Source organism: Candidatus Eisenbacteria bacterium, assembly GCA_016867495.1.
Classification (GTDB): Bacteria; Eisenbacteria; RBG-16-71-46; order CAIMUX01; family VGJL01; genus VGJL01.
Map to the genome: position 1 here is coordinate 1 of VGJL01000210.1, position 4,274 is coordinate 4,274.

The 4,274-nt window shown below is 65.2% G+C and carries 3 protein-coding genes; all 3 read right to left on the reverse strand.

Going from position 1 to position 4,274, the window contains the following annotated elements:
* A partial coding sequence (locus tag FJY88_12295; protein MBM3288115.1) for a hypothetical protein occupies positions 1–989 on the reverse strand: 989 nt, incomplete at its 3' end.
* 258 nt (positions 990–1,247) lie between these two features.
* Positions 1,248–2,786 (reverse strand): NADH-quinone oxidoreductase subunit N, encoded by a 1,539-nt coding sequence (locus tag FJY88_12300; protein ID MBM3288116.1) that lies wholly within the window; start codon positions 2,784–2,786, stop codon positions 1,248–1,250.
* A 12-nt stretch (positions 2,787–2,798) separates the two neighbouring features.
* Complete coding sequence (locus FJY88_12305) at positions 2,799–4,274, reverse strand: NADH-quinone oxidoreductase subunit M (protein ID MBM3288117.1); 1,476 nt, start codon at positions 4,272–4,274, stop codon at positions 2,799–2,801.

Genomic DNA, 4,274 nt, shown 5'->3' on the forward strand with positions numbered 1-4,274 from the left:
ACCCACTGGATGCTGCTGTAGACCCCGTTCTCCGTCTGATTCGGGGTGCTGTCGGTCCACCACTCGATCGGCACGAAGCCGCGTCCGGGGAGATTCCATTGATGCTCGATCAGAAGGACGCTGCCGGCGGGGAACCACCCCGAAGAAGCGGCGTCGACGATGGCCCCGGGGACGTTCCACGAATAGGGATCGCTGGGGAGGGTCTTGTAGTAGGTGGCGCAGGTGAAGAAGGAGGCCCCGTGGCAGATGCCCTTCGTTCCCCAGCCGTTGTCGTGCGACTGCATGACGCCGAGGACGGCCGTCCCGTGATTCGGGTCGTTCTGCGGATCCTGAAAGTAGATGTGGATCTCGCTGCTCGCCCGATTCTCGTAGTGGAACCAGTTCCAGCTGTATTCCAGGTCGCACACGCCGATGCCGCTCCCGTCTCCTCCGGGCCGTGTCCACGCGTAGTCGGCGTCGATGCCGGCGGGGACGGCGGCGGCAGGCCGCAGGTAGCCCTGCTGCGGCCCATAGTCAGGCGGGGTCGGCAGAGCCATCGGTCTGGGGACGGGCCTCGCGACCTGGACCCCGGGCAGCGCCTCGAGCGACGCGCACAGGTCCCAGACATCGGCCCCGGTGCCGATGCGCACCCTGTACATGTTGTTCGGACTCTGGAGCTTCTTCCCGGTGTTGGCCTCGCCCTGGGCGGTGAGCTCGTCGATCGTCTCGACGGGAACCGAGCAGATCCGGGACCACTCGCGCCATGCGGCGCGAGAGAGAACCGCATCGACGCCCGAAACGGCGTCCGCTCCGGAGAGGTCCTTGAGCCCCCTGCCCTCAAGCCTCACGCGCGACTCCTTGACGAAGATCACTTCGATCTGGTCTTCCTCGCACGCGTAGCGGCCGGCGGGCGGCACAGCCGCTTCGCCACGGGCGGCGGACTGAGCGCTAAGACACCCCATGATGGCCGCGGCGATCACGATCATCGAGGAACGGAACGAGCTAGCCATGGCAGCCCTCCTTCCTTCACGAGCCCTCGGCGTTGACAATTATAGACCTCGGATGTGGCATCCGCCAACGCCGCGCTCGGGCCTTGCCATTCCCGGGAGGCCGCCGCGGCGGAGACCCTCTCCCCGGCCGGCGGCCTTCCTCCACTCCCCCTGTTTGCCGAGGGGAGGAGGGCTTACACGACGAGGAAGAGCGGCTGTGCGGAGCGCGCGCCGGGACGGCCGGGGCCGGGAGACCTCTCGATCCCGGCCGCGCCCCGCTCAGAAGAGGTAGGAGACCGAGTCGCTAACGAGGCTCGCCAGCGGCCCCCAGAAGATCCCCAGGAGGAGCGTCGGCCCGGCGAGCAGGACGAGCAGGACCGAATGCGACCGCGAGATCGAGATGGAAGGCATCGATGCGGGATCTGTCGATCCCTCGAGATACATCGCCTTCAAGACCCTGGCATAGTAGTAGAGGGCGAAGACGCTGTTCAGGATCCCGACGATCGCGAGCCAGTAGAGCCCGGAGTCGATCACGGCGGCGAAGAGGAAGAACTTCCCCACGAACCCGGCGAACGGAGGGATGCCGGTCAGGGAGAAGAGGAAGATCGCCATCGTCACGGCGAGCAGCGGAGCGCGCCGGCCGAGCCCCCTGTAGTTCTCGATCCGCTCCTCGTCCGCCACCTTCTCCCGGAGGGCGAGGACGACGGCGAAGGCCCCGAGGTTCATGAACAGGTAGACGGCCAGGTAGAAGAGCACGCCGAAGAACCCCCGCTCGCTCGTGGTCCCGCTCAGGCGATCGACGCTGGCCAGCCCCATCAGGAGGTATCCGGCGTGCGCGATCGACGAGTAGGCGAGCATCCGCTTGATGTTCGACTGCTGGATGGCGATCACGTTCCCCAAGGTCATCGTGAGCGCCGAGACGACCGCCAGCACCATCGGCCAGTCGACCGCTCCCAGGACGGGGCTCATGTTGACGCCGAAGACATGGTAGGTGAACCGGCAGAGCATGGCGAATCCGGCGGCCTTGGGCGCGACCGACAGGAACGCGGTGACCGGAGTCGCCGCCCCCTCATAGACGTCGGGGCACCAGAAGTGGAACGGGACGGCGGCGATCTTGTAGCCGATTCCGGCGAGCACGAGGAAGCTCGACACCAGGATCGCAGGCTCGGCCCCGGCGCGGGTGGCGAGGACCTGGCCCACCTTGAGGAGGTTCATCTCGCCGGTCAGGCCGTAGAGGATCGACAGGCCGAAGATCATGGCTCCCGACGATACCGATCCGTAGAGGACATACTTCAGGCTCGCCTCGCTCGCGCGCCGGTCCTCCTTGACGTAGCCGACCAGCACATAGGAGAGGTAACTGACGAACTCGAGCGACAGGTAGAGCATCAGGAGATGGGCGCTGCCCGCCATCAGGAAGAGGCCCGCAGCCACCGCCAGGAGCAGCGCGTAGAACTCCCCCATCCTGCGGCGGCCGAAGTCGCGCGAACGCATCGCGAGCACGACGACGAAGATCGTCGCGACGAGGAACAGGAGCTTGAAGTAGCTCCCGAGCGGGTCGAAGGCTGCCGCGCCGCGGAAGAGGAGCAGACCCTTCGCGTCGCCCGGGAGAGATCCCCCCATGGAGGAGATCGTCGCCACCAGGGCAGCCAGGAGCCCCAGGAGGACGGTCCAGGCCGCGCGCAGCGACCCCGGCCGGTCCGTCGACAGATCCGCAAGGATCGCGAGAGTGAAGGCGACGAAGAGGACGATCTCGGGCACGAACCATCGCACGCTGGCGACGGTGTCGAGGACGCGGTAGGAGCCGATCCAGTCGGTCATCGCCCGGTCCCCCTACGACCTCTGAACCATCGCGATGACCCAGCCGAGGGAGCGGTTCATCAGGTCCAGCACGGGCATGGGGAAGATTCCCAGGAAGATCACGATGGCCGCGAGAGGAATCAGGGTGAACAGCTCGCGGCCGTTCATGTCCTGCAGCGTCTTGTACTTCTCGTTCAGCGTCCCGAGGAACATCCTCTGGAGGGTCCAGAGCCAGTAGGCCGCCGTGATGACGATCCCGATCACCGCGATGATCGTCAGGGTCTTGAAGACGGGGAAGGCCCCGAGCAAGACCAGGGCCTCGCTGATGAAGCTCGACATCCCGGGCAGGCCCAGGGAGGCGAAGAAGGCGATCATCACGATCGCCGTGTAGACCGGCATCTGGTGCGCGAGGCCGCCGAAGCCTTCGATGTCCCTGTGATGCGCCCGATCGTAGATCACGCCGACCAAGAGGAAGAGCATGGCCGTCGTCGTGCCGTGGTTGAACATCTGGAACAGCGAGCCCGTCATCCCGGCCGTCGTGAAGGCGGCCATGCCCAGCAGGCAGTATCCCATGTGGCTGATCGAGGAGTAGGCCACGAGCTTCTTCAGGTCCTTCTGCGCCATCGCGCAGAGCGCCCCATAGATGATGTTGATCACCCCCAGGACCGCCATCGGCACGGCGAAGTACTGCGTCGCCATGGGCAGGATCGGGTAGCTCACCCTGAAGATTCCGTAGGTGCCCATCTTGAGAAGCACTCCGGCGAGGATCACCGAGATCGCCGTGGGGGCCTCGACGTGGGCGTCAGGAAGCCAAGTATGGAACGGGAAGACCGGGATCTTGATCGCGAAGGCGATGAAGAGCCCGGCGAAGACGATCAGCTGGAAGGAACGCCCGTAGAGGCTCGTATCGGCCCAGAGCCGCGTCATGTCGAAGGTGTGCGGATCCTGGTGCAGGTAGAGGGCCAGCATGCAGAGCAGCATCAGGACGCTGCCGATCAGGGTGTAGAGGAAGAACTTGATCGCGGCGTACTCCCGCCTCGGCCCGCCCCAGATTCCGATCAGGAAGTACATCGGCAGGAGCATCACCTCCCAGAAGACGAAGAAGAGGAAGAAATCGAGCGCGCAGAAGACGCCGAGCATCCCTGTCTCGAGCAGGAGGAAGAGGGCGTAGTAGCCCTTCACCATCCGATTGATGCCCCAGGAGGCGAACATGCAGATGAACGAGAGAAGCGCCGTCAGGATGATCATCGGCGCGCTGATCCCGTCCACCGCCACGAAGTACTCGATGTTGAACCTCGGGATCCAGTCGACCCGCTCCACGAACTGGAGCGCGGTGGTCGCCTTGTCGAAGTTGCCGAAGAGCCAGATCGAGAGCGCCAGCGGCACCGCGGAGGCGGCGGCTGAAGTCCAGCGGATCCAGTTGTGTCGGTCCCGTGGAAGGAAGAGCACGACCACCATCCCGATGAGCGGGAAGAACGTGATCCAGGAGAGCAGGTGTGACGTCATCAT